This is a genomic window from Elusimicrobiota bacterium (assembly GCA_026388095.1).
In the GTDB taxonomy this organism is placed as follows: Bacteria; Elusimicrobiota; Elusimicrobia; order UBA1565; family UBA9628; genus UBA9628.
The window spans coordinates 46,812-67,714 of the sequence record JAPLKL010000013.1 but is presented as its reverse complement, the minus strand read 5'-3'; the positions used below and the strand labels follow the sequence as shown (position 1 = coordinate 67,714).

Genomic DNA, 20,903 nt, shown 5'->3' with positions numbered 1-20,903 from the left:
GAGCACGGCCTTGAAGAAGCCGTGCGTCACCAGGTGGAAGACCCCGGCCGTGACCTGGCCCAGGCCGAGGCCGAAGGCCATCAGGCCCAGGTGGCTCACGGTGGAATAGGCCAGGATGCGCTTGAGGTCGGTCTGGGTGGCGGCGAGCAGGGCCGCGAAGACCGCGGTGAAGGCGCCCACCACGGCGATGGCCTCGGGCAGGCCGGGCACCGCGTGGATGAGGGGCCAGGAGCGCACCAGGAGGAATGCATCAGCGCCGAGACCGGGGTGGGGCCCTCCATGGCGTCGGGCAGCCAGAAATAGAGCGGGAACAGGGCGGACTTGCCGGCCGCGGCCCAGACGAAGAGCACGCCCAGCAGGGCCAAGAGGCCGGGGGGGATGCCGGGGACCATCATGTAGAGCACGGCGAAGCGCGAGTGGCGGTAGAACCCCATGAGCAGGAGCACGGCCACCATGAGGCCGAAATCCGCGACGCGCAAGGTCATGAAGGCCTGCAGGGCGGCGCGGCGCGCGGACTCCTTCTGCATCCAGTAGCCGATGAGGAAATAGGAGCACATGCCCACCAGCTCCCAGAACAGATAGAACTGCACGTAGTTGTTGGAGACCAGAAGGCCGATCATGGACAGGTAGAAGAGGTGGAAGACCAAGAAGAAGCGCGCGAATCCCGGCTCGCCCTTCATGTAGCCCGCCGCGTAGACGTGGATGAGGGCGCCCACCAGAGAGACCATGGCCAGCACCGAGACGCCGATGCCGTCGATGCGCACGCCGAAGGGCACGTCCCAGTCCCCGGCCACCATCCACTGGAACATGGTCCCGTCGATGCCCCAGCCGGCATAGACCCTGGCGGCCAGATAGGCCGCGGCCGCGGTCACGACCGCGCAGGACAGGAGGATCGGGATATGCGTCCACTCGGGCTTGCGCGGCAGGAACACGAAGAAGCCCACGGCCAGGGCGGTCAGGGGCGCGGCGAAGAGCAGGTAGACCGCCAAAGGGATATGGATCATCCCCGGAGTTCCTCCAGGGCATCGGCCTCGGTCCGGCGTCCCGACCAATGGACCCGCAGCACCAAGGTCAGGCCGACCACGGCCTCGGCCGCGGCCACGGCCAGCGCCAGCAGCGCCGCCACCAGCCCTTCGGTCAGCCCGGCGCGCCCGGCCTCGCAGCCCAGGGCCAAGACCGCGGCCACGATCATGAGTTCGAGGCCCAGGAACATCGCCAGCAGCTGCCGGCGCAGCACCACCGTGGCCAAGCCCAGCAGGAACAGGCTGCCGCTCACGGCCCAGACCGCCGCGCTCATCCCTTCTCCTCCGGGCTCTTGATCACGGCCAGGGCCGCGAAAAGCATCAGCAGCGCCACGGCCTCGGCGGCCACGGCATAGGGCCCGAACAGGGCCTGGCCCAGCACCAGGTCGCCGGCCGTGCCGGAGTCGGGCGCGCCCACGGCCCGGGCGCCGAGCAGAACGAGGTCGAGCACCGGCAGAAGCAAGCCCGCCCCGAGCAATGGCCAGGGCAGTCCCAGCCGGCTCCAGGGGCTGCGAAGCGAGTCTGCCTGCCGATCACCGCCGCTGGCCTGGATCGAGACCACGATGAGGACCGCGACGGCCCCGGCGTAGATGAGCAGCAGGAGCATGGCCAGCAGTCTCGCGCCCGAGGCGTAGAGCAGGACGCCGGCCTGGAGCACCACGGCCAGGAAGCAGATGGCGGCGGCGTAGAGGGATCGCTGCGCCAGCATCAGCGCAGCGCAGGCGACCGCGGCCGCCCCGGCGAACGGCACGAGCCAATGACTCATGGGTCAGGAAGGCCGCTATTTTATTCTATATGGAGGCGCCGAGGCAATGATTCCGGGCGTGAGGCAGATTCCATCCGGCCGGCGCCTTTCCGTTTATCTAGGGACCAACTCCTTGGCCCCCGCCGCCAACTCCCGCCGTTCCTCGGCGGCCAGCCCCTTGGGGTCGAAGCGGTAGCGGCAATGCAGGGCGACGAGGGCGCGCAGGCGCCGCAGTTGGGAAGGCTCCTGCAGCGGGGCTATACGGTCGATCCAGGCCGGCCAAGCCTCCCACGGATACCGGCCCAGCCCTTGCCCGGCGAAGACGCGCTCGATGCCGTAGAGCTCGGAGTCCCGGCCCGGGGCCAAGACCCGCGAGCCTGAGATGGACCGGACTCGCGCGCGGACAGCCTCGGCGGCGCCCCTCAGGCGCCAGGCCAACAGCGCCAGCAGGGGCAAGAGCAGCCAGCGCAGACGCGGGCCGGCCGGCGCGCCGGGCTTGGACCAGCGCCAGCGGGAGAACCGGTAGGAGCACCAGTCCCAGAGGTCGCCGCCCTTCTCCCACCAAGAGGCCCGGCCGGCCTCCGCGGCGGACCAGGAGGCGGGCGTCGTATCGAGGACGAGCCAGCGGCCCTGGACATAAGCCAAGGTCCAGGCGTGGGCATGCCGCTGCCTGACCACGTAGGCGCCTTCCAGGCGGCTGAATTCCTGGACCGACCAGCCGACCGCGTAGCGGGCCGGGATGCCGGCGGTCCGAAGCAGGAGGACCGTGGCCGTCGCGAAATATTCGCAATGGCCGCGGCGCGTGCGCAGCAGGAAGTCCGCCAGCGGCCTGGCGCCGCGGCCGCTTTGATAGGTGGAGTAGGAGAAGCCCTCCTGGAAGAACCGGCCTACGGCGGCCAAGGCCGCCGCGGCCGGCATCCGTTCGAGCCCCAGCGCGGCCGCGGTCTGCGCGAGCGCCGGCTTCTCCGACTGCGGGACATCCAGGTCCTCGCGGCGCGGGGGCGTATCCCGATCGGCGGCCGGGTCGAAGAGCGCCCGATACTCCGCCAGCCCGGGGCCCTGCGTCACCTTGACCGCGCCCAAGCCGCCGCGGCTGAGCCCCGCCGCCGGGAGACCTTCCACGCGGAAGGTGCCGTCCGGCAAGGCCAGCAGGCCTTGGCCCTGGGGCAGAGCCGCGGAGATCGAGACCTCTTCCGGCGGCGCCGCCCCCGGGCCCAGCGCCCAGGCGCCGTCCGGCAAGGCCGGGACCGGATGGAAATCGTTGCTCCGTGCGGACCATTCTCGGCCGCGGTAGAGGTCGTAGCTGGCCTCGCGCAGGAGCTCCGGGGGCTTCTTCCCGGCCGCCGGCCGCACGCGCAGCCGCACGCCGGATGACTGCTGCAGCTCGCCGATCCGCCCTATGGCCGTACGGCTGCGCGCGGGGTCGGTGCCGGACCCCGCCCTGCCGAAGAACCATTCCTGGGCCTTCCTCTCCACTGTTGCCTGCAGGCCGTGGAGGGCCACATGCCCGCCATAGCCCAGGAGGGCGGCCGAAGCCAGGGCCGCCGCCCAGCCCGCCCGCGCGGTCCGTGCGGGGCGCAGCGGCCACAAGGCCCAGCCCGTCAGGACGAGCGTGCCCAGATAGAACGCGGGCGTGCGCACGTTCGCGGCGCTGGCGGAGAACAAGCAGACGGCGAAATAGGGGTAGGACAGGTCCACGGACCGCTCGGCCGCGTCGCGCGGCGGCTGGCGCAGGAACAGGAAGAGGGATCCCACCGCTATCCGGCCTTGGGCGCTGTAGGCCTGGGCCGCGAGCAAAGGGCCGTAGCACAGGGGGATGCACTGGATGTCCAGCATGCCGGCGGCGGCCCTTTCGCGCGTGAGGTACAGGTAGACGACCAGGCCGACGAAGCCCCAGCCGCAGAGGTCCACGATGCGGCTGAAGCCGTCGCGGGAGATCTCCCAGCGCCAAGGCGACCAGCGGCCGGCCTCCAGCGCCAGGGCCAGCGGGACGGCGGCCCAGAGCAGTCCGGTCTGCCAGCCCCAGAACAGCAAAGACGCGGCCAACAGCAGGGGCGGCGTGTTCATAGCCGGACCGCGGCGAGGCCCTCGGCGACCCGGTCTGCGGCTATGCGCTGGAGCGGGCCGCCCGCGGCCTCCAGCGGGGAAGCGTCGCCGGGGTCCGTGACCACCAGCGCCACGGTCTGCAGCCCCTGCGCCCGCAGCCGGCGCACGAGCGAGCGCCGCGGCTCATCCCAGCCCAGCAGGACGCAGAGGCAGGCGCTCACGCCGCTGCGGCGGAGCAGCACGGCGTTCTCGAGCACGGAGAAGGGCTTGTCCCGGCAGGGGCCGACGCAGGCCAGGAGCTCGAGCAGGCGCTGCTCTCCGCCGAGGCTGCGGCCCGCGGTCACGCAATAGGCCGCGTCGCCGACGAAGAGCAGGTCCAGCAGCGACTCCTGGGTCAGGACCGAGCAGGCCAGCGAGGCGGCGACGCTGACGCCCGCCTCGAAAGTGGCGCCCGGCTCGGCGAAGGTGTCGAGCACCAAGGCGTGCCTGACGAAGTACTCGTCCTGGTATTCCTTGACGATGAGCCTGCCGGTCCTGGCCAGGCTCTTCCAGTGGATGCGGCGCAGCGGGTCTCCCGGCCGGTAGTCGCGCAGGGAGATGAACTCCTGGGACTCGCCCACCGAAGAGGACAGCGCCACCCCGCCCTGCTGGTATCGGCGCGAGCCCGCCAGGGCCAGTCCGGGCGCGGGGTAGCGGCGGGGCAGGATCAAGACCGCCCCCGGCTCGGTCCGGGGGCAGGAAGCCCGCCACAGGCCCAGGCAGTCCGGCCGGGCCGCCGCGAGGCCGGGGAGCTTGAGCAGGCCGCGCCGCAGGGGCTCGAGCCTAAGGGAGGCTTCGCAGCGGCCTCCCGGCGGCAGGTCGGGCAAGGGCGCCTGCGCGACCACGGCCGTCCGCCGGTCCGCGATGAGCCCCAGCCAGCGGCTATAGCCGCAGAGGCGGCCGAACCAGCGCGCGCCGGCCGGAGCCCGGGCCCGCTGGAACTCGGCGTAAGCGGGCCGCGGATCGGGAGGGTCCTCGCCGACGACGAGGCCGCGCAGCGCGGCGCCGCCGAGGTTCTCGACCCGGACCGAATAGGGCAGGGGCTGGCCCACGGTGCCGAAAGGCGGCAGGCTCCGGCGCAGGCGCAGGCGCGGGCGGAAGAGGAGGCCCGACAGGGACGCCAGGACCAGGAGCGCCAGCAGGAAGGTGAACGCCTGATAGGCGGTGGTCGCGTTGGTGTCGATGCCCAAAGCCGCGGAGGCGATGAGCCCGGAGCAGGCCAGCCAGCCCGCCGGCGTCAACCGCCGCCCGAGCCGGCGCGCCAGCCCGGAGCCCAGCCGCAGGGCCGAGTAGCGCAGGCGGTCCATCGCTAGGCCGGAACCGGGATGGCCTTGAGTTGGTCCTCGACGACGGCCCGGGCGGTGAGCCCGGAGAAGCGCGCCTGCGGGTCGAGCATGAGGCGATGGGCGATGACCGGGACGGCCAGCTCCTGGACCTGCTCGGGCGACACGAACTCGGCCCCGTCCATGAGGGCCGCGGCTTGGGCGGCCCGCATGAGCGAGAGCGAAGCCCGGGGGCTGGCCCCCAGCCGGACGTTGGCGGCGGTCCGGGTCGCGCCGACGAGCTCCACGATATAGCGCTTGAGCTCCGGCGCGATGCGGACCTCCTTGACGCGGCGGCGCAGGTCCAGGACCTCCTCGGTGGTGACGCAGGCCGTGATGCCCTCCAGGGGATGGCTTTTCTCTTGCGCGGAGAGGACCGCCACCTCCTCCTCCGGCGCCACGTAGCCGGGGCAGAACTGCATCATGAAGCGGTCCATCTGCGCCTCGGGCAGGGGATAGGTGCCGTGGAACTCGACCGGGTTCTGGGTCGCGATGACGAAGAAGAGCTCCATGAGCCGGTAGGTCCTGCCGTCGACGCTGACCTGCCCCTCGCCCATGGCCTCCAGCAGGGCGGACTGGGTTCGGGGCGAGGCGCGGTTGATCTCGTCGGCCAGCAGGATGTTGGTGAAGACCGGGCCTTCATGGAAGCGGAAGGTCTGGTCCTTCGGCTCGTAGATGGAGACGCCCAGGATATCGGAAGGAAGCAGGTCCGGGGTGAACTGGACGCGGTTGAACTTGGCGCCGATGGACCTGGCCAGGGCCTTGGCCAAGGTGGTCTTGCCGGTCCCGGGGAAGTCCTCGAGCAGGACGTGGCCGCCGGCGGCGAAGGCGGCCAGGAGCTTGCGCACGGCCGCGGACTGGCCGAGCATCACCCGTGAGATGTTGTCGCGGATCTTGCGGAAAGTCTCCTGCGCCGGATCAGTGGGCATGGTGCTATTATACACAGCTCCGGGCCGGAGCGGACCCCTCAGTCGGAGATGACGAGGGTCTTCTGGTCTTCGGCGAGCTTGAAGTACAGCACCTGCCCGTTGTGGAGGCGGTAGGCCGCGGGCTGGTCGCCCTTCACGGCGTCGAAGGGGATAGGGTAGTTCTTGAAGTCGTGATAGCCAGGATCGTCGGATTCGTCGTAGAGCAGGCAAAGGCCGTAGGCGGTCTGGTCGAAGACCGCCGGGTAGCGCGAGGTGTCCAGGGCATAGGAATAGAACGCCTTGTAGGTGTTCCCCCCGATGGCCACGGTCTCGCCCTGGACCGCGGCGGCGTTGAAGAAGTCCGTGAGCTTGCGGGAGTACACTTCGCGTCCCGTGCTCTCTTCGTGGATCACCAGCGGGTTGTTGAACTTGCGGCGGAAGATGCTGCCGTCGATGGAGGCGTCGTAGACCTTGCCGTCGGCCGACCGCCATCGGGCGTGCATGCCGGCCTTGAACTCGAAGAAATAGGGATAGGCCCAGTCCCGGCCCTGGAGGGAGAGGTAGGCGTCTCCCTTGAGGTCGACCTGCGTGCTCAGGGTGTAGGCGTCCTGGCCCGGGCTGAATGATTCCGCGTTCTTGAGATGGCGGTTGAACAGGGACTGCAGGTCCACCTTGACCACCTGGGAGCCCCGCATCGGAGCCGGGTCCGCCAGCCGCATGATGGCGCCCAGGGGTACCCCGGGGACTGTCGGGATGGAGCCGGCTGTGGCGGGAACAGCGAACGCGCTCTGCAGGTCCTGCGGGATGATCTGAACGAGGCTCGGGAGCCGGTCTCCAGGCGCAGCCAGGCACTCTGCGGCCAGGAAGGCGGCAAGGAGCGCCGGTAGCACGGAGAGATTGTACCGCGCGCGCGCGCCGGCCGCCTAAGCACTTAGGCCGGGATGCGGCCCCGGATTTCGGCCTAGGAAATCCGGGGCCTTGGACCCAGGGAGACTAGAGTCCCTGCCAGAGGGCCGCGCCTTGCAGGGCGGAGAGCGCCGGGCTCTTGGAGACGGCTTCGCTCAGCTGCGGCGCCACCGAGGCGCGGCTCAGGAGCTGCGCGGCCCCCTCAGCGGGCGTCGGCTTGTACCAGCACAGCGGCCGCAGGCCGACCTGGAAGCCTTGCGCCAAAGTGCAGGTGCCCGGGATCGGGTCATCGTCGTCGAGCGCCTCCGAGACGGACTTGGTGCACAGAGCGCCCCGGAGGTAAGTGTCCAGCCGGCACTGCGTGGCGGGATGGTCGTCGTTGGTTTCGGCTACGACAGCGGGGTCCGGCGTGTCGAAGGCCGGGTCCTTGGTCTCGTGGTGCATGGCCTTGAACAGGCCCGTGACCGAGAGTCCCGCGGTCGCGACGCGCAGGCACAGGGCCGCCTGCCGCGAATCCTTATAGGCCTGCTTGCAGGCCTTCTGCGCCACCGGGTCCGCGGCCGCCATGCGCGTGAACTGTGCGCTGCCCGCATCGGAGAACATGCGGCGCATGCACTTGAGGTTCGCGGCATAGTCGGACTGCCCCTCGTTGCTGGCCCAGGAGCCGAACCAGCCCGAGCTCTTGGGCGCTCCGCCCAGATGATGGCTCAGCTCGTGGCAGGCGACCAAGGTCTCGCCGTCCTGGGTGATGGAGGGATGCCGGGCCAGTCCGCCGTACATGTTGAGGATGTATTTGTTCCCCTGGCGCTGGGCCGAGGAATTGACCGTGGCGTCCTCCCAGAGGCGGTTGATCTGGAGCACCCCGCCCTTGGCCTGGACGATAGGGCCATAGATCGCCTGCAGGCGGTCCATGACTTGGTTGTACTGCGCCTGAGAGATTCCCCCGACGGATCTGATGCCCACGGGGATCTTCATATCGTTCTCAGGCAAAAAGCCCGGGCACACGGTGAGGATCCGGTGCGGACGGGCAGCGACGAGAAGACTGCACAGCAGTGCGGCACAGCATAGACCGAAGAGACGGCGCATCGGCGTACCTCCAGGGTTTGGATTGAGAAAGGCTCGGCGCGGATCTGGGACCATCGGGCAATATCATAGGGCCCCGGGGCCTATGCGGAAAGAGGCCAAAGGCCTATACTGAGCTGGGCCCAAAGGCCTAGTCGCCGGCGGCCGGCATGGGCTATAATCGTGCCTATGGACCTTCGGCAGGGCGGGCTGGCGCTCGCGCTCATGCTCTGGGTTCCCCCGCCGTCCGGGGCGGCGAGCCCGGCACCCCTGGATTGGAACCGCGACCCGGTCGGCCAGTTCCTGCCGCTGTTGCCCAAGCTCGCGCCCAGGCTGGCCCCCCCGCCGTTCGTCATCGCGGCCATCGACATCCCGGCCGACGACGTGCAGCGCATCGGCCGCCGCATCTGGCAGAACGAATGCGGAGGGACCGTGGCCGGGCTGACCTCCTGGAACCAGGGCGAGGCTTTCGCCTCCCTGGGCATCGGCCATTTCATCTGGTACCCGGCCGGCCCGCCGGGGCCTTTCCAGGAAAGCTTCCCCCCGCTGCTGGAGTTCCTCTCCAAGAACGGCGTGGCCTTGCCGGACTGGCTCGCCGGCCGGCCCGTCTGTCCATGGCCGGACCGGGAGGCTTTCCTTAAAGACATCGAGTCCCCGCGCATGAGACAGCTGCGGGACCTGCTGGCCGCGACCGTGGCCCTGCAGACGCGCTTCATCGTGGACCGCATGGAAGCGGCCCTGCCCAAGATCCTGGCGTCCCTGCCGCCGGCCGAGCAAGAGCCCGTGCGCCGGCAGTTCTACCGGGCCGCGGCCGAGCCCTTGGGAGTCTATGGCCTGGTGGATTACGTGAACTTCAAGGGTGAAGGCATCTCGACCAGCGAACGCTATAAAGGCGAAGGCTGGGGCCTGCTGCAGGTCCTGCAGGGGATGAGCGGCACGGCTCCGGGCCAGGACGCGCTCGACGAATACAGCCTCTCCGCGGACCGGGTCCTCACCCGGCGCGTGGCCAACGCGCCTCCCGAACGCCACGAGGAGCGCTGGCTGTCCGGCTGGCGCGCGCGGGTGCGGACCTATCGCACCGGCCCGCTTTAGCCGCTGGAGACCGGAAAAATCAGTTGACAATCGCGGGAAGCTTCCTATAATAGCAGTACCGGTTCATCCAGTATCTCCGCAGGGAGGATTCGTGCGAGGAAAAAGCCTGCTCTCGACGGTGCTGCCCAACCTCAGGAGACTCGTCGCGCAGACCAGCCCGGGCGACAAGATCCCGCGCATCGACTATCCGCGATCGGGCGAGAAGGTGCAGCGCGGCCACTACGCCGTCCGCATCTCCGCACCCGCCGGGGAATGCCATGTCGCCATCGACGGAGGCGGCTGGCACAGCTGCCGGCGCGACGCGGGGTACTTCTGGTACGACTGGCGCCCGGCGCCGGGCGCCCATCACATCGTGGTCCGCAACCGCGTCGACAACGGCTGGGGCCACACCGAGACGACCTGCGAAGTCGACTGACCCGCTCAGCGCGCGCTCGCGGTGGAGAGGTGGATGCCCTCGTGCCAAGCGCCGTCGCGCTTGCGCTGCGGGACAAGGTAATCGATCCCGTCTGCGGCTCCGGCCAGACCCGGGGTCTCCACCTCCCGCTGCCACCGCACGAGATCGCGCAGGAGTTCCCTCTCATCCTCGACCGTCCTCTTCTGCGCTTCGGCAGGAAGCCGGCGCAGCGACTCGCGCAGCACTTCGTTGCGGATATCGCTCTCGATGTGATCGTTGATGTCCTTGATGACCGGCCAGACCGAGGGGCGCCAGCGCCGACGCTGCGGCGCTCTTCGCGCAGCGCCGGCCGAGGTCCCGCTGCTGGCCGTGACCGCGACCGGCGCAGCCGGCTCGAAGAATGCCTTCCAGGGATCGACCCTCACTCCGTATAGGATGAAGCGGGTGCGGTCCCTGAAGTCCCAGGTCTGACCCTCCCAGAAAGCGCCCGGATCGAGCAGCGTGCGGAGCATCCCGGGGCCGGCGTCCTTGAGGTCGTCGAAGTCCCACCGCAGGCTGTAGCCGAGCTCCAGTCGCCGGTCCTGCCTATTCTGGATGAAGGTCAGAGACAAAGGGATCTCCCGGCGCGGCGCGCGCGTGCTCGTCGAGGCCGCGACTTGAGGCTCGGACGGGGCCGCCGAGGCCTGAGCGGAAATCAGGCCCAGCAGCAGCGCCGCGGTCCCGCAGACCCTGGCCGCCATCCTGCCATGATATCAAACCGAGGCCGGATGGTGGTCCGAAAGACCTGTGCGGGGATGGGCCGGAATGCGGGCCGGACTTGCCCCATGGGACCGAGGCCGAGCCGAGGCCCCCTGGCTATGATATCTTCATGAAAACCGCTTTCCTGGCTTTGTCCTTGTCCGCGGCCCTGGCCGGCCCGGCCTGCGCCCAGTTCAGGCTCAGCACGCAGGCGGGGACAGCCGTCCCGGTCATCCGCCTGGCTCCGGCGCTCAACGCGGCCCCTCTGCGGGCCAGCCTGCTTCCTGCCGCCGGGCTCCTGGCCCCCCGACTCTTGGCCCTGACTCCCGCGGCACCGGCCGTACCCGTGGTCCAACCCGCGGTCTTGGCAGCCGCCCCGGCAGTCCCGGGCTTGCTGCGCCCCATCCTCAACGAGAAGTCCTTGGCCGCGGCCATCGATCCCAGGGCCCCCTTGGCGGAGCAGTCTGCCGCCCTAGGAAGAGTCTTCGACGGTCTTGCCGCGCCCGCGGACATGCCGGGCCTGAGCGGCGGCGCTGTGGAGATGATCAACGGGGCCTACGGTTTCTACAGCTGGCTGTCCAAGCAGGCCGAAGTCTCCTCGCCGCAAGCCCAGGCCAACATCCTCTTGGCCGCCCTTCCGGCTTTGGAGAAGGGGCCGGTCATCGTGATGAAGGACGCGGCCAGCCTGACCGTGCTCTGCGCCAACGACGCGACAGCTGCGCCCGTCGTGGTTCCTCTCTCCGGGGATTTCGTGTCGAAGCCCTCCTCGCCCCAGGCGGGGATCCTGGCCAAGCGCCTGGAGCAGGCCAAGGCTCTGGACCGTTCAGAGGGCGGCATCAACATGCGCATGGCGGAATTGATGGCCAAGCTGCCGGCCATCGCGGTCGAGGTCCCGGCGCAGCCGAAGGCCGAGACCACAAAGCCTTCCGAGCCCATGCCTGACCCGGTGCGCCAGCCGCGCGCCTACATGGAGCGGCTGCTGCGCGACGCGATGCGCGAAGAGGACCCGTTCCTGGCCCTTAAGAGGATCGATCAGGCCCGCCAGGAGGCCCGCAAGCGGCTGAACTATCAAGACGGCTCGCGCTTCCTCGAGCAGCTCTTGGGCGGAGCCCAACTGTTGGCCCGGCAATTCATCCCGGGGCTGTTGGAACAGGCCCAGCAGGCCGCGGGAGGCCATGACCGCGCCCAGGCGGACAAACTCCTTAAGGCGGCACTGGAGTTCAGCGGCTACGCCCCGACCTGGAAGGACAAGGTGGTCAAGGCCTATGAGCAGGCTCACAACACCTTGGAGATACTGGATCGCTACGGACCGATAGACGAGAAGACCGGCCTGCCTGTGCCTCCGGCCGAGATCCCAGCCGAGCCCGCCGCGCCCTGACCGGCCGCGGACCTATTCGTAGCGCAGTGACTCGATAGGGTACGGACGGCTCAGTCGATGACCAGGATGGTGTCTTGCAATTCTTTCCTGGGATCTTCATAGGGATAGTGGTACTCGACGCCATAGCGCTCACCGACGACCCGCTTGAGCCTGGCCGCGAGTTCAATCCCCTGAGCGTTCCATTTGAGCCAGTCGAATGCGTCCTTGTCGTAACCGGACTCGAACGCTGCCGCCCATTTGGCGAAATCAGCATCCAGCTCTTTGGGCACCAGGAATTCAGCCGGGAATCCGCCGACCGAATCCGCGATATTAGGGCCGACGGCCGGGGGCGGTTCACCGGTTTTCCGCAGCCAGCCATATGGCCCCATGCCGAAGTCCGCCATGATGCATATGGTGGGCCGTCCATTCGAGCCCCACTCGCATGGCCTCCCCTTGCGCAAGAGGCGACATTTCCCGGCAGGCTTGCTCAATACGCCTTCGACCTGCAAGGCAAAAAGGCAATCGGTGATAGTCGCTGAGAGTTGAGCGCCTGGTCCTGTGACAGGCTCGAATAATTTACGGCGCAATTCCGGCTCGTCCTTCGGGGCGATGCGCGGGCGATCCTGTCCCAGATGCGCATGGAAGAGGCGGTCCTGTTCGGTCGCGGGCAGACGCATGAAGCCGGGAGTCGAAATCAAGTCTACGAGTTCCGCCAGCAAGGTTTTCTTTGGGGGCTGATGGCGTCGCATAGCGCGCTAGGCTTCCAGCCGCATGTCACAGCTGATGTCCGAGCATGTCACAGCGACAAGCGGTCCGATGGCGCAAGTTCTGGCGCGAGATTGTCGCAAGTTGTGTCGCAAGTTTGTCGCGAGTTTAGCATTATTTTTTAAACAGATACTTAAGTTGATTGGTGGCGCCTTCCGGAACCAATAGGCCAGCGGTTACAAGCTCCTTGAGTTCCCTCTGCAGCGTCCGGCGAGTCACTCCTTTGCACATGCCTTCGAGTTCATGGATGGTGAGGCTACCCTTCTCCATGACTTGCTGGAGCGCCACTCGCTGCCGGACATTGAGGTCATGCTGGCGCGTCAACAGGTCGGCCTTGATAATCCGCTCGCCATGCTCCTGGACCTCCCGCATCTGGGTGGCCAAGCCGTCTGTGAAGTACTCCAGCCAGCCGGTCATGTCCATGCCCTTTTCCCGGACGGCCTGGATGGCCTTGTAGAAAGAGGTCCGGTCGCGGTCGTAGTATTCGCTGATCGTGAAGAGGCGCTTGAAGTCGTAGCCCTTGCGGTAGAGGCAGAGAGTGGAGAGAAGCCGCGAGGTTCGGCCGGTCCCCCCTCCCGAAGCGCCTCACTCGTAGTGCAGGGACTCGATCGGGTCGAGCTTCGCGGCCTGGTAGGCGGGATAGAGCGCGAAGAAGAAGGCCACCAGCGCGGCGATGCCCATGGCCGCGGCCACGTGCACCGAAGATATCTGCTGCATGCGGTCCTCGCGCGGCGCGAGATACGTCACGGCCGCGATGCCCAGGCCGGCCCCGGCCACTCCGCCGAGACTCCCGAGCATCGTGGCCTCGACTAGGAACTGGGTCACGATGTCGGTCCGGGTCGCGCCCAAAGCGCGCCGGATGCCGATCTCGCGGATGCGCGAGAAGATGGTGGCCAAGGTCACGTTCATGATGCCGATGCCGCCGGCCAGGATGGCCACGATGCCGATGATCGCGATGGCGATGGCGTACTCCTTGATGCGCGAGACGATTCCCTGGATGATCTCCCGGTAGTCGCGGACCTTGAAGTCCTCCTCGCCGCGGTGCAGATTCTTGAGCAGGAGGGTGATGCGCTTCTTGTAACGCGAGGCGGTCTCCCCGTCGCCCGTGTCCACCTCGATGCCGTCCACCTGGTCGGGATTCGATTTGCTCCAGGAACGCAGCAGGGTCTGCCGGTAGGTGTTGATGGGCACGAACAGGATGCCGCCCCCGCCGCCCCATTCCCGCCGGAACCAGCGCGGGTCGCGGTCGCGCGGCGGCTCCTGCAGGATGCCCACGACGGTGAAGAGATGCTCGTCGAGCCTGATCTGCCGGTCCAGGAGGTCTCTGTGCTTGAGCACCTTCTCCATGGCCTGCTCCGGGAACCAGCGCGCCCAGAAGGGCTTCTTGACCCAGCCCCCCGGCTGGTCCAGAACGCAGACCCGGGCGGCGGTGCGCAGGTCCTCGTCGTTGAGGAAGCGGCCGCGCAGCTTGTAGACCCAGTCCCGGCGCCGCCATTCCGGCGTGGTCCCGCGCACACCGATGTTGTCGTTCTTGAACTCGTCGAAGCGCATGCGCGCCCCGCCGCGGCGCGCGATGGGATAGACCATGTAGAGCTCGGGGAAGGCCCGGCGGATATGCTCCGCGTCCTGCCAGGTCAGGCCCCGGGACAGCCCCTTGGAGACGTAGCCCTCCTTGCGCTCGATCTCCAGACGCCCGGGCCCGGCGAGCTCGATGGCCTTGCGGAAGCGCTCCTGCAGGCCCGCGATCTGCGAGAAGGTGTAGACCATGGCCGCCACGCCGATGGCGGTGGCCAGGCAGGTCAAGGCCGAGCGCACCTTGTGCGAGGCGATCTCGAGCCAGCCCGTGCGCATGGCCTCCGCGACTCTCATAGGCTCATTCGCTGCGCAGGGCGTCGACCGGGTCCAAGGTCGCGGCCTTCCAGGCCGGGTAGAGGGAGAAGAGCAGCCCGGTGCCCCCGGCGATGGCCAGCGTGGCCACGAAATGGTACCAGGTCAAGGAGGCCAGGTCGCGGTCCGTGTGGCTCTTGAGGTAGTCGATGCCGCCCAGGCCCAGGGCGATGCCGGCCACCCCGCCGCAGAGGCCCAGCAGCACGGCCTCGGCCACGAACTGGGAGAGGATGTCCATGCGCGTCGCGCCCACGGCGCGGCGGATGCCGATCTCCTTGACGCGAGCGAAGAGCGCGGCCAAGGTCACGTTGAGGATGCCGATGCCGCCCGCGAGCATGGCCACCGCGCCCATGACCGTGGCGGCCAAAGTGTACTTGGCCGTCTCCTTGAGCTCGCCTTCGATCTCCTCGCGCATGTCCTTGATCTCGTAGTCCGCTTCGCCCTTGTGGCGGCGCTTGAGGATGGCCTCGATGCGGCGCTTGGCCGCAGGCAGGGACTTCTCGTCGCCCGTGTCCACCTCGATGGTGTCAACGGAGCGGGGGTTGTCCCCGTTGCCGGGCATGACCGCCTGCACCGTGGTCAGGGGCACGATGACCACGCCGTCGCCCCAGAAGGGCCGGTTCCAGCGCGGGTCCTTGTCCCGGGCCGGCTCGCGGATGACCCCCACCACCCGGAAGGAATGGTCCCCGAGCAGGACGTCCTGGCCCAGCAGGTCGTGGCGCATCACGTAGAGCTCGAAGGGGTTCTCCCCCCAGAAGCTGGCCCAGGGCGGCTTCTCGACCCAGCCCCCGGGCTCGACCAGCACGCAGACCCGGGCCGACTGGCGCAGGTCCTCGTCGGTCAGCCAGCGGCCCCGGCGGGTGTAGACCCAGTCGCGCTGGGACATCTCCGGCGTGGTGCCGAAGACGTAGACGTTGTCGAACTTCAGGCCGCCCGCCCGCATCCTCTGGCCCCAGCGCCCGGCCTTGGGGTAGACCATGAAGAGCTCGGGCATGTCCCGGCGGATGTCCTCGGCGTCGTCCGAGGTCAGGCCCGGGGACAGCCCCTTGGACACATAGTCGTTCTTGGCCTCGATGCTCATGCGCCCCGGGCCGATGAGCGCGATGGACTTGGCCTCCTGCTCGCTCATGCCGTGGGTCTGGGCGAAGGTGTAGAGCAAGGAAGCCACGCCGATGGCCACCGCGGAGAAGCTCAAGGCCGAGCGCGCCTTGTGCAGCCGGATCTCGCGCGCGCCGGTGCGGAACGCTTCGGCGAGCTTCATGGCTCGAGCTCGCCGTCCTTGAGCCTCAGGGTGCGCTGGGCGCCTTTGGCGATGTTGGGGTCATGGGTCACCAGCACGATGGTCATGCCCTCCCGGTGCAGGTCCTGGAGCATGGCCAGGATGTCCGCGCTGGACTTGGAGTCGAGGTTGCCGGTGGGCTCGTCGGCCAGGAGCACGAGCGGGCGGTTGGCCAGAGCCCGGGCTATGCCCACCCTCTGGCGCTCGCCTCCGGAGAGTTCCAGCGGCGGACGCAGGGCCTTGGCGCCCAGCCCGACAAGCTCCAGCAGTTCCTTGGCGCGCGCCTCGCGCTCAGGGCGGTGGAATCCGGCGTAGGTCATGGGCAGGCAGACGTTCTCCAGGGCGGAGAGGCGCGGCAGGAGGTTGAAAGCCTGGAACACGAAGCCCATGGTCCGGCGGCGCAGCATGGTGCGCTCGGCATCGTCGAGCCGCGCGGCGTCGGCGCCCTGGAGCAGGAAATGCCCGGAGGTCGGCCGGTCCAGCAGGCCGAGGATGTTGAGCAGAGTGGATTTGCCGCAGCCGGAGGGGCCCATGATGGCCGCGAACTCGCCCTTGGCGATGGCGAAGCTCACCCCGCGCAGGGCCTGGTAGCCCTTCTTCTCGCTGCCGTAGACGCGCACGACCTCCCGGCACTCGATCAACCCTTCTTCTCCTCGGCCGGAGGCTTCTCGGTCAGGAGCTCGTCGCCCTCCTTGACCCCCTCGACCACCTCCACGTCCGTCTCGTTGCGCAGCCCCAATTTGAGCTTGACGTGGCCGGGCTTGGCTTTCTTCTCCTTGGCCTTGATGTAGGCGTATTCCGCGCCCGCCTCCTCGAACACCGCGGCCAGCGGGATCTTGAGCACGTTCTTGTGGGAGTCCAGCAGGCCGTCAACGCGCGCGGTCATGCCAGGCTTGAGGCGCGAGTCGGTCTTGCCCAAGGTCACCTCGACCTTGAAGGTCTTGAGGTTGTTGTTGTCCTTGTCCGCCTGGGGCGACACCAAGGAGACCCGCGAGGGGATGCTCATGCCGGGCAGGGCGTCGATGGTGACCTTCACGTCCATGCCCTGCTTGAGCTTGAGGATGTCCATCTCGCTGATCTTCATCTTCACCACCAAGGTGGAGAGGTCCGCGATGGTCATGAGGTAGGTCGGGGTGACGGAGTCGATGAGGCCCGTCACGTAGTCGCCCAGGCGCACGATGCGGCTCTCCTCCTGGTAGCTGCCCTGCTTCTGGTAGCGCATCACGATCCCGCCGATAGGCGACGTCACCGTGAAAGGCAGATAGCGCTCCGCCTCGGTGCGTCCGGGCTGGATGACCGCGATCTTGTCGCCCTTGGCCACGCGGCGGCCCTCGACCACCAGCAGCTCGGTGACCCGGCCGCTCACCTTGGAGGCCACGTCCACGTAATTCTTGGGGGCGAGCTCCCCGGAGTCCGAGAAATGCAGCTCCAGGTCCCCGCGGGAGACCTTGGCCGTGTCGGCCGCGGCTTCGGGCTTGGCCTGGGCTCTCTTGTGCCGCCGATAGGCCCAAACGCCGCCGCCTCCGGCCGCCAGGATCAGGGCCGCGACCACGGCGCGGCGCCAGGTGAAGAAGCGTCTCACTTCCATAAGGGTTCTCCTATAGCCAAGCGGTACTGGTAGCGGATCAACAGGGCTCCGAAGAGGGCCTGGGCCCGCGAGGTGCGCGCGGTCAGGAAGTCGAGCTGGGCCTGGGACAGACGGATGGCGTCGGCCGAGTTCTGCTTGTACTGCTCGTTGACCAGCTCGAAGCTGCGCCGCGCGATGTCCTCCGTGATGGACGCGATGCGGTAGGTGGCCAGCGCCGACTCCAGCGCGATGTAGGCGGAATGGACGTCGCTGCGCACCTGCCGGGTCGCCACCGCGAGGCTCTGCCGGGAGGCCGCGGCCCGGGCCCGCGCCGCTGAGACGCTGAGCCACTGGGAGGCGCCGTTGAAGCCGGAGGGCAAGGACAGCGACAAGGCCAGCTGGTAGTTGGGGTCGGGGCTGACGTTTCCGATGTTGCGGCCGTTGTCGGTGCGGTTGTAGGAGGCGTCGAGGCTCAGCTGCGGCGCCCCGTCGCGCACGGCCTGGCTCGCCGCCACCTCGCTGGCCTCCAGGGCCAGGCGCGCCGAGACCATCGCGGGCCGGCGGCTCAGAGCGGCGTCGAGGTCGGCGGCCAGCCCAGGCAAGGACGTGGTGCCGGCGTCGAGCTCGTCGGCCAGGGCCGCCGGCGCGTCGGCCGGCCGGCCCACGAGCAGGTTGAACTGGAGCAGGGACTGCTTGCGGTTGGCCTCGGCCTGGGTGATGTTGAGCTCGCTGGAATGCCAGTCCGTCTCGCTCTTGAGCAGGTCCGCGAGGCTCCTCATCCCGTTCTGGTAATGGTCGCGGGTCAGGTCGTAGTTGTCCTTCTGGATCTTCAGGTTCTCCGAGGACACGGCCACCAGGCGCTCCTTGAGCCCCAGGTCGTAGAAGGCCTGCGCCGCCGCGAAGGCCCGGGCCTGCTGCGAGAGGGCCAGGCCCTGCTCCGCGGAGTCCCGGGACAGGGCGGCCTGGCGCACCTTGAAGTAGTCGGAGAAGCTGTTGAACAGGTTGAGGTTGACGGTCGTGGCCAGGCTCGTGTCGGCGCGGGCCAGGTTCCAGTGCTGGAAGCGATAGGACTCGTTGATATCGTGTCCGTACGGGTAGGCCAAGCCGGTGAAGCCGACCGTGGGCAGCCAGGCCGACGCGGTCTGGGACTTCCAGGCCGCGCGCGCCGCGGCGAATTGCGCGGCCGCCTGCTGCACCTCGGGGGCGGCGGCGAGGACGGACTGGACGTAGCCTTGGGCCGTGAAGGTGGAAACGTCCACCGCCGCGGCCGGCGCGGCGGCCGCTCCCAGCAGCAGCAGGAATGCCCAGCGCTTCATGCGCTCATTTCCCCCCCGCCTGATGCGCGTGCGGCCAGGGGTGGCTGTGCTCGAGCTCCCGCGCCTTGCGCTTGAGCTCCTCCGGGATGGCCTCCAGCGCCGTCTGGGCCATGAGGTCCGGCTCGGACATCTTCAAGCCCCAGAGCACGAAGATGCTCAGGATGCCGGGGATGAGGTAGTAGGCGACGCGGTAGAGCAGGACGGCCATGAGCGCGTCGTCCCAATCCACCAGTCCGAGGCCGCTGAAGGTCGCGGCCATGGAGCCTTCCATGGCGCCCAGGCCGCCGGGCAGGGCCGGGATGAGGGTCGTGGCCTGGCCGGCGGTGAAGCCCGCGATGAGGTGGCCGATGGGCAGATGCGTCACTCCCACCGCGCGCAGGCAGAAATTCAGCGTGAGCATGGCCATGACCCAGTCGAGCCCGGTGTAGGCGATGGTCTTGGTGAGCCGGCCTTTGTGGTGGTGGATGGTGCCCAGTCCCGCGGCCAGCTGATGCTCGAACTCCTCGAACTCCTCGCGGGGGATCTCCCGCTTGGAGAAGGAGAAGACCACCCGGTTGAAGCGGTGGAAGGCCGCGCGCGTCAGGCGGCCGCGCAGCTTGTGGTTGAAGGCGAAGATCATGAGGACCACCGAGGTCGCCAGCAATAGTCCCAGGCCCACGGCCCCTTCCATGATGGCGATGCGCGCGCCCCGCAGGTGCATGACCAAGTAGACCAGCCCCTGGCCCAGGATGACCGCCAGGACGAAGTAGAGGATGGCCGAGCTGACCACGGCCGCCATCACGGTGGTGGCGTAGGGGACCTGCCTTTTGCGCAGCAAGTGCGCCTTGAGCGCGAAGCCGCTGACCCCGGCGCTGGAGACGAGGTAGTTGACCGAGGTGGAGACCAAGGCGATGCCCAGCAGCACGGGGAAAGACAGGGAGTGCCCGAGCAAGGCCAGGACCTCGCGCAGGGCCAGCCCCACCATGAGATAGCTGGCCAGCGCGCAGAGCACCGCCGCGGCCACGTACGACCATTCCAGTTGCGTGCCGATGCGCAGCAGGGCGGTGATATGGCCCCCGATAAGGTAGGCCAGCAGGCCCAGCGAGGCCAGGAAGCCCCCGGCGATGACGAAGCGGCGGGTCATGAGCGGGTATTATATCAAGTTAGCCTGCCGACATGGCCCCGAAGGGGGTATTGACGAACCCCCCCAGCCATGGTACAACTACCTTCCCGGCCGGCGCCGGACCTGATGAAGAAGATCCTGGTCGTCGATGACGATCCCGAGGTGCGCCAGCTCCTGGAAGACCTCCTGCGCCCCGACTTCGATGTGCGCACGGCCGAGGACGGCGTGGCCGGGCTGGCGGCGGCCAAGGCCGAGAGGCCGGACCTCGTCATCCTGGACCTGCTCATGCCCCGGATGCACGGCTACGAGGTCATCCAGCGCATCCGCCAGGACGAGGGGCTGCGGGACCTCAAGGTGCTCATCTGCTCCTCGAAATCCTACGCGGCCGACCAGACCACCGCGCGCCAGGCCGGCGCCGATGATTACATCACCAAGCCCTACGATGTCGGGGCCCTGCTGGGGAAGATCCAGGACCTCGTGGGCGAAGCCAAGTCCCCCGTCTCTTTGCGTTTCTGGGGCACGCGCGGCTCCATCCCCACCCCGGGCCCGCGCACCGAGCGCTATGGGGGCAACACCCCTTGCGTGGAGCTGCGCGTGGGCGGCCGGCTCCTCATCATAGACGCCGGCTCCGGCATCCGGGAGCTGGGCCGGGCGCTGCTCAAGGAGTTCCAGGCCAAGCCCATCTCGGCCGACCTCTTCATCAGCCACACCCACTGGGACCACATCCAGGGCCTGCCCTTCTTCACGCCCATCTACCTGCCGCAGAACCGTTTCACCATCCACGGAGTCCACGGGACCACGCAAGGCTTCGCGGACGTGCTGCGCGGCCAGATGAGCCACCAGTACTTCCCGGTGGACATGAAGGCCATGGGCTCCAACCCGTCCATCGTGGAGCTCGACGGGCCGGTGCAGTTGGGCGAGGCCAAGGTCTACTACCACTACCTCAACCACCCGGGCATCGCCGTGGGCTTCCGCGTCGAGACGCCGGCCGCGACGGTCTGCTACTTGAGCGACCACGAGCCCTACGGCCGGCTCAACGCCAAGGGCGAGTTCAGCGCCAAGGAGGACGACGCGGTGGCGGGCTTCGTGCGTGGCGCGTCCCTGCTCATCTGCGAGGCCCAGTACACGGACGAGGAGTACAAGACCAAGCGGAGCTGGGGGCACTCCACCTTCGCCGACGTCATCGGACTGGCCGCCAAGGCCGAGGTCAAGCAGTTGGCCCTGTTCCACCACGACCCGGAGCACACCGACGAGATGATGGACGGTTTCGTGGCCGGCTGCCAAGAGCTCATCCGCAGCCGGGGCTATCGGCTCGACTGCTTCGGGGCCCAGGAAGGCATGGCCCTGCACTTCTGA

At 68.5% G+C, this 20,903-nt stretch carries 20 protein-coding genes and 1 pseudogene; 4 read left to right on the top strand and 17 right to left on the bottom strand.

From position 1 onward, the window contains the following. Nucleotides 1-95: 95 nt before the first annotated feature. The 8 genes from NTY77_03405 to NTY77_03370 all read right to left on the bottom strand — a co-directional run bounded on the left by NTY77_03405 (nt 96) and on the right by NTY77_03370 (nt 7,963). Nucleotides 96-1,004 (bottom strand): proton-conducting transporter membrane subunit, encoded by a 909-nt coding sequence (locus NTY77_03405; GenBank protein ID MCX5794526.1) that lies wholly within the window; start codon nt 1,002-1,004, stop codon nt 96-98. Next, complete coding sequence (nuoK, locus tag NTY77_03400) at nt 1,001-1,297, bottom strand: NADH-quinone oxidoreductase subunit NuoK (GenBank protein MCX5794525.1); 297 nt, start codon at nt 1,295-1,297, stop codon at nt 1,001-1,003. Before nuoK ends, NTY77_03405 begins: the two co-directional genes overlap by 4 nt. Beyond that, the gene (locus NTY77_03395; protein ID MCX5794524.1) at nt 1,294-1,788 is read right to left on the bottom strand and encodes an NADH-quinone oxidoreductase subunit J; all 495 of its coding nucleotides are present in this window, start codon (nt 1,786-1,788) and stop codon (nt 1,294-1,296) included. Before NTY77_03395 ends, nuoK begins: the two co-directional genes overlap by 4 nt. A 93-nt stretch (nt 1,789-1,881) precedes the next feature. Further along, nucleotides 1,882-3,834 carry a transglutaminase-like domain-containing protein gene (locus NTY77_03390; GenBank protein MCX5794523.1) on the bottom strand — a complete coding sequence of 651 codons (1,953 nt, stop codon included), beginning with the start codon at nt 3,832-3,834 and terminating at the stop codon, nt 1,882-1,884. Beyond that, on the bottom strand, nt 3,831-5,159 hold the full coding sequence (locus tag NTY77_03385; GenBank protein MCX5794522.1) for a DUF58 domain-containing protein: 1,329 nt from the start codon (nt 5,157-5,159) through the stop codon (nt 3,831-3,833). The genes NTY77_03390 and NTY77_03385 overlap by 4 nt, the downstream gene beginning before the upstream one ends. A gap of 2 nt (nt 5,160-5,161) precedes the next feature. Next, nucleotides 5,162-6,103, bottom strand: a complete 942-nt coding sequence (locus NTY77_03380) for a MoxR family ATPase (GenBank protein ID MCX5794521.1) — start codon at nt 6,101-6,103, stop codon at nt 5,162-5,164. A 38-nt stretch (nt 6,104-6,141) separates the two neighbouring features. Further along, nucleotides 6,142-6,972: a hypothetical protein gene (locus tag NTY77_03375; GenBank protein ID MCX5794520.1), complete on the bottom strand. Its 831-nt coding sequence runs from the start codon at nt 6,970-6,972 to the stop codon at nt 6,142-6,144. A 103-nt stretch (nt 6,973-7,075) separates the two neighbouring features. After that, the gene (locus tag NTY77_03370; protein ID MCX5794519.1) at nt 7,076-7,963 is read right to left on the bottom strand and encodes a hypothetical protein; all 888 of its coding nucleotides are present in this window, start codon (nt 7,961-7,963) and stop codon (nt 7,076-7,078) included. 276 nt (nt 7,964-8,239) lie between these two features. Here NTY77_03370 and NTY77_03365 point away from each other — a divergent pair, with 276 nt between their 5' ends. Both NTY77_03365 and NTY77_03360 read left to right on the top strand, forming a co-directional pair. Then, entirely contained in the window at nt 8,240-9,142 is a 903-nt protein-coding gene (locus tag NTY77_03365) for a hypothetical protein (protein MCX5794518.1), read from the top strand. Between the two features lie 91 nt (nt 9,143-9,233). Then, nucleotides 9,234-9,557, top strand: a complete 324-nt coding sequence (locus NTY77_03360; GenBank protein ID MCX5794517.1) for a hypothetical protein — start codon at nt 9,234-9,236, stop codon at nt 9,555-9,557. A 5-nt stretch (nt 9,558-9,562) separates the two neighbouring features. Here the strand turns inward: NTY77_03360 and NTY77_03355 are convergent, their stop codons facing one another. Further along, nucleotides 9,563-10,276 carry a hypothetical protein gene (locus NTY77_03355; GenBank protein MCX5794516.1) on the bottom strand — a complete coding sequence of 238 codons (714 nt, stop codon included), beginning with the start codon at nt 10,274-10,276 and terminating at the stop codon, nt 9,563-9,565. 128 nt (nt 10,277-10,404) lie between these two features. Here NTY77_03355 and NTY77_03350 point away from each other — a divergent pair, with 128 nt between their 5' ends. After that, nucleotides 10,405-11,652, top strand: a complete 1,248-nt coding sequence (locus NTY77_03350; protein MCX5794515.1) for a hypothetical protein — start codon at nt 10,405-10,407, stop codon at nt 11,650-11,652. 50 nt (nt 11,653-11,702) lie between these two features. On the opposite strand, the gene NTY77_03345 is transcribed toward NTY77_03350, so the two are convergent. The 8 genes and pseudogenes from NTY77_03345 to NTY77_03310 all read right to left on the bottom strand — a co-directional run bounded on the left by NTY77_03345 (nt 11,703) and on the right by NTY77_03310 (nt 19,568). Beyond that, entirely contained in the window at nt 11,703-12,350 is a 648-nt protein-coding gene (locus tag NTY77_03345) for a hypothetical protein (GenBank protein MCX5794514.1), read from the bottom strand. Between the two features lie 160 nt (nt 12,351-12,510). Beyond that, nucleotides 12,511-12,960 (bottom strand): annotated as a pseudogene (locus tag NTY77_03340) (Fic family protein). A 21-nt stretch (nt 12,961-12,981) separates the two neighbouring features. Then, nucleotides 12,982-14,265, bottom strand: coding sequence for an ABC transporter permease (locus NTY77_03335; GenBank protein ID MCX5794513.1), 1,284 nt, complete (start codon nt 14,263-14,265; stop codon nt 12,982-12,984). 4 nt (nt 14,266-14,269) lie between these two features. Then, the gene (locus tag NTY77_03330; protein MCX5794512.1) at nt 14,270-15,544 is read right to left on the bottom strand and encodes an ABC transporter permease; all 1,275 of its coding nucleotides are present in this window, start codon (nt 15,542-15,544) and stop codon (nt 14,270-14,272) included. Beyond that, nucleotides 15,541-16,203 (bottom strand): ABC transporter ATP-binding protein, encoded by a 663-nt coding sequence (locus NTY77_03325; protein ID MCX5794511.1) that lies wholly within the window; start codon nt 16,201-16,203, stop codon nt 15,541-15,543. Before NTY77_03325 ends, NTY77_03330 begins: the two co-directional genes overlap by 4 nt. Continuing rightward, nucleotides 16,200-17,150 carry an efflux RND transporter periplasmic adaptor subunit gene (locus NTY77_03320; protein MCX5794510.1) on the bottom strand — a complete coding sequence of 317 codons (951 nt, stop codon included), beginning with the start codon at nt 17,148-17,150 and terminating at the stop codon, nt 16,200-16,202. The genes NTY77_03325 and NTY77_03320 overlap by 4 nt, the downstream gene beginning before the upstream one ends. Continuing rightward, entirely contained in the window at nt 17,141-18,445 is a 1,305-nt protein-coding gene (locus tag NTY77_03315) for a TolC family protein (GenBank protein MCX5794509.1), read from the bottom strand. Before NTY77_03315 ends, NTY77_03320 begins: the two co-directional genes overlap by 10 nt. Before the next feature lie 4 nt (nt 18,446-18,449). Then, a complete protein-coding gene (locus NTY77_03310) occupies nt 18,450-19,568 on the bottom strand; it encodes a lysylphosphatidylglycerol synthase transmembrane domain-containing protein (GenBank protein MCX5794508.1) in 1,119 nt (372 codons plus the stop codon). Between the two features lie 105 nt (nt 19,569-19,673). Here NTY77_03310 and NTY77_03305 point away from each other — a divergent pair, with 105 nt between their 5' ends. Beyond that, nucleotides 19,674-20,903, top strand: a complete 1,230-nt coding sequence (locus tag NTY77_03305) for a response regulator (protein MCX5794507.1) — start codon at nt 19,674-19,676, stop codon at nt 20,901-20,903.